This is a genomic window from Nonomuraea sp. NPDC049141 (assembly GCF_040648415.1).
GTDB lineage: Bacteria > Actinomycetota > Actinomycetes > Streptosporangiales > Streptosporangiaceae > Nonomuraea.
Window position 1 is genome coordinate 1 of record NZ_JBEZDR010000100.1, and the last position, 3354, is coordinate 3354.

The 3354-nt window shown below is 69.1% G+C and carries 6 protein-coding genes and 1 pseudogene; all 7 read left to right on the forward strand.

Annotated features, from left to right (window positions below; all coding sequences use genetic code 11):
• Positions 1 to 665: pseudogene (locus AB0B91_RS64625) on the forward strand (type VII secretion protein EccC); the annotation flags it as partial.
• A 96-nt stretch (positions 666 to 761) separates the two neighbouring features.
• Entirely contained in the window at positions 762 to 1184 is a 423-nt protein-coding gene (locus tag AB0B91_RS64630; protein WP_089002284.1) for a YbaB/EbfC family nucleoid-associated protein, read from the forward strand.
• An 18-nt stretch (positions 1185 to 1202) separates the two neighbouring features.
• The gene (locus AB0B91_RS64635) at positions 1203 to 1496 is read left to right on the forward strand and encodes a hypothetical protein (protein ID WP_357660269.1); all 294 of its coding nucleotides are present in this window, start codon (positions 1203 to 1205) and stop codon (positions 1494 to 1496) included.
• A gap of 31 nt (positions 1497 to 1527) precedes the next feature.
• Positions 1528 to 2253 (forward strand): hypothetical protein, encoded by a 726-nt coding sequence (locus AB0B91_RS64640; RefSeq protein WP_172896589.1) that lies wholly within the window; start codon positions 1528 to 1530, stop codon positions 2251 to 2253.
• Between the two features lie 27 nt (positions 2254 to 2280).
• On the forward strand, positions 2281 to 2544 hold the full coding sequence (locus AB0B91_RS64645; protein WP_157747228.1) for a hypothetical protein: 264 nt from the start codon (positions 2281 to 2283) through the stop codon (positions 2542 to 2544).
• 157 nt (positions 2545 to 2701) lie between these two features.
• Positions 2702 to 3010 (forward strand): WXG100 family type VII secretion target, encoded by a 309-nt coding sequence (locus AB0B91_RS64650; RefSeq protein ID WP_089002280.1) that lies wholly within the window; start codon positions 2702 to 2704, stop codon positions 3008 to 3010.
• A gap of 28 nt (positions 3011 to 3038) precedes the next feature.
• Positions 3039 to 3317, forward strand: coding sequence for a WXG100 family type VII secretion target (locus AB0B91_RS64655; RefSeq protein WP_089002279.1), 279 nt, complete (start codon positions 3039 to 3041; stop codon positions 3315 to 3317).
• Positions 3318 to 3354 lie beyond the last annotated feature (37 nt).

Genomic DNA, 3354 nt, shown 5'->3' on the forward strand with positions numbered 1-3354 from the left:
CGGCGCTGGCGCCGGTCTACCTCGACCTCGTCAACGAGCCGCACCTGACGGTCTTCGGCGACGCCGAGTGCGGCAAGACGAACCTGCTGCGGCTGATCGCGCGGGGCATCACGGAGCGCTACAGCCCGGCGCAGGCCCGGCTGGTCATCGCCGACTACCGGCGCGGCCTGCTCGGCGCGGTCGAGGGGGACCACCTGCTCGACTACGCGCCGTCGAACCAGGTCTTCGCGCAGGGGTTGGCCTCGATCCGCAGCGCCCTGTCCAACCGGCTGCCCGGCCCGGACGTCACCACCGCGCAGCTGCGCGACCGCAGCTGGTGGAAGGGGCCGGACCTCTACATCCTGGTCGACGACTACGACCTGGTCGCCTCGGGCGGCAACAACCCGCTCAGCGCCCTGCACGAGCTGCTGCCCCAGGCCCGCGACATCGGCCTCCACCTGATCATCACCCGGCGCGTGGGTGGCGTGGCCCGGGCGCTCTACGAGCCGGTCCTGCAACGCCTGCGCGAACTGGACCAGCCCGGCCTGCTGATGTCGGGCAACCGGGAGGAGGGTGCGGTCTTCGGTACGCTGCGGCCGAGCACGCAGCCGCCGGGCCGGGGCACGCTGGTGCGCCGGCGCGACGGCCAGCAGCTCATCCAGACCGCCTGGGCGGAGCCGGTCTGAGGTCTCCCGCCGATGCGGCGGTCGGCGGGACCGCCCCGGTGTGACGGCATCCGGTAACCTGCGGCACGAGCGTCGCAGTCGACGAGAGGGACCGTTTTGAGCACATCGTGGACGCCCGGCGGCGCGGGAGTGGCCGGCCTGCAGGGTCTCCTGCAGCAGGCGCAGGAGCAGCAGCGCCGGCTCGCGGACTTCCAGCGGCAGCGCGCCGAGCTGCGGGTCGTCGGGGAGAGCCCGGACGGCCTGGTCCAGGTCACCGTCGACGGTGACATGAAGGTCGGCGACATCGAGATCAACCCCCGGGCCATGCGGCTGGACAGCTTCACGCTGGTCGAGTCGCTCCAGGCGGCGATCGACGCCGCCTACGCCGCGCACGCCGAGCGGCAGCGCGAGCTGGTGGAGGAGATGGTCGGCGGCGCGGACCTGATCCGGCGGGCCGAGGCGGGGAAGGTGACCCCCGAGGAGTGGTTCCGTCAGTTCGGGGTGGACATCAACGACCCGCTGCGCCGGCTGCGCGGCTGACGACGAAGGGGGAGGACAGTGGCGAACACGGTCGACGTCGGCGCGATCAGGGATGCCTCGAAGAAGCTCGCCGCCGAGGACGGCCCGAAGGCGTTCCTGCGCAACGCGAAGGAGAAGCTGGACGAGGTCAAGCTCTCCAGCATGTCCATGACCATCCTGGGCATCGGCGCCGTGGGCAGGCACAACGCGGTGATCGACGAGCACGTCGACAACCTGAGCAAGGGCGTCGAGCACCTGCAGAAGGCGGCCGACAACCTTCAGCAGACCGCAAGCAACTGGGAGAAGTCGGACCAGCCCTGGGTGGTCAAGTGACCTCGCGGGCGCAGGACGCAGGGAGGCGCTGATGCCGGAGATCCTGATCGCCAATTCCTCGGGCTCGGTGGTGGGGACGCACAGTGTCGCGGCGCAGACCGCGCCGGTGCGTACGCTGGCCGGGGCGGCCCGCGCCAACTGGATGTGGCTGGCCGGTGCCGGCATCCTCATCGCCGCCATCGTCCACCTCGAGTCCTTCGACAACGACGAGATCTCCAAGGCCGTCAAGAACTGGGGCGACGCGGCCGCCTATCTCGGCGGGGACCAGTTCGGCAAGGCGATGGAGAGCGTGCCGCCGTCCGCCGAGGAGTGGAACTTCGAGGACCGCGCGGCGTTCGACACGTTCGTGCAGCAGCTCAACATGGAGGTCGCGGCTCTCGCCGAGGCGCTCAACGCCAACAAGGACGCGTTGCAGGGCCTCCAGGACCACTACAACTCCGTGATCGACGCGCTGGTCGCCGTGTTGACGACGATCCTGATCGCGGTGATCGCGGCGGTGGCGCTCCAGGCGTTCCCGCCCACCATCCCGCTGGCGAACGCGATCGGGGTGGCCGGCCTGACCGCCAGCATGGCGATCATCGCGCTCGTCTTCCAGGACATCGGGTCGGCGCTCTCCACCATCGCGAGCTCGTTCCGGGGGGCCGAGGTGCACCAGTTCACCGCCGAGTCCAGGCCGGGCTTCGCCTCGGGGCCCGATCCCGACATCAAGGACATCAAGATCGACTGGGTGCAGGATTCGGGGTTCTACACGGCCTGAGCGGCCGGACGAAAGGTGGGCGGCGCCGTGGCGTGGCAGACGGTCCTGTTCGTGTACGCACTGGTCGCCCTGCCGGTCTTCGTCGTGCTCGGGCTGGTCGCGCAGGTGACCGGCTCGCGTCCGGTCCGGCGGGTGGCGGAGATCGTTGTGCTCAGTAGCGCGGCCGCGTTCGCGGTGGCTCTCGGCTCCGTCGCGGACGACGGACTGCAGTGGGCCACGGTAGTGATGCTGATCGTCATCTTCGTGGGGGGCCTGGTGATGCACGTCCGCTCGTACTCCCGTTCCTCCTAGGGGACGCGGCCGTCGAGCGGCTGGCTGGGGCAGGGCTGCGCATATTGGACGGCGTCCGCTACCGTCTTGGCTGAGTGTCCGTCGGTGGGGTGATTGCCTTGCGGCGGGGGAGGACGCGGCGACTGCGCCGCCACAAGAAGACGGAAGGGTGTGAAGCATGGCGTTCGAGGTCGAAGCAGCGACTCTGCATACCGCCGCGGGTGACGTGCGCTCCACGCGCAGCGATGTCGACGGCGAGCTGAAGAAGCTGTGGAACGTGGTCGACGACCTGGCCATTGCCTGGAAGGGGCAGGCGTCCACCGGCTTCCAGTCGCTCATGCAGCGCTGGAACGAGGACACGGGCAAGCTGCTGACGGCGATGGACAACATCGCCGACCTGCTCGACAAGTCGGGTACGACGCACCAGGTCAACGACGAAGAGCAGCAGCAGATGCTGGACAAGTTCCACTCTGCACTCAACCCGTGATCCGCCGACACGAGCAGGGGAGGAACTCATGAGCATCAAGGTCGACTACGCGGTCCTCGAGAGCAGCAACCAGCAGATGATGGCCATCTCGCGGACCATCGACGAGAAGCTGGACACGCTGCGTTCGATGCTGTCCAAGCTGCAGTGGGACGGTGAGGACCGTGCCGCCTACGAGCAGCACCAGGCGCAGTGGGACGCCGCCGTCCGGGACATCAACAAGATCCTGAACGACATCGGTGGCGCGGTGGGCATCGCCCGCGAGAACTACGTCAGCACCGAGATGAGCAACGCCAAGGCGTGGAACTGACACAATCGCCGACGCGGCTCCGGTCCGGTTCGACCGG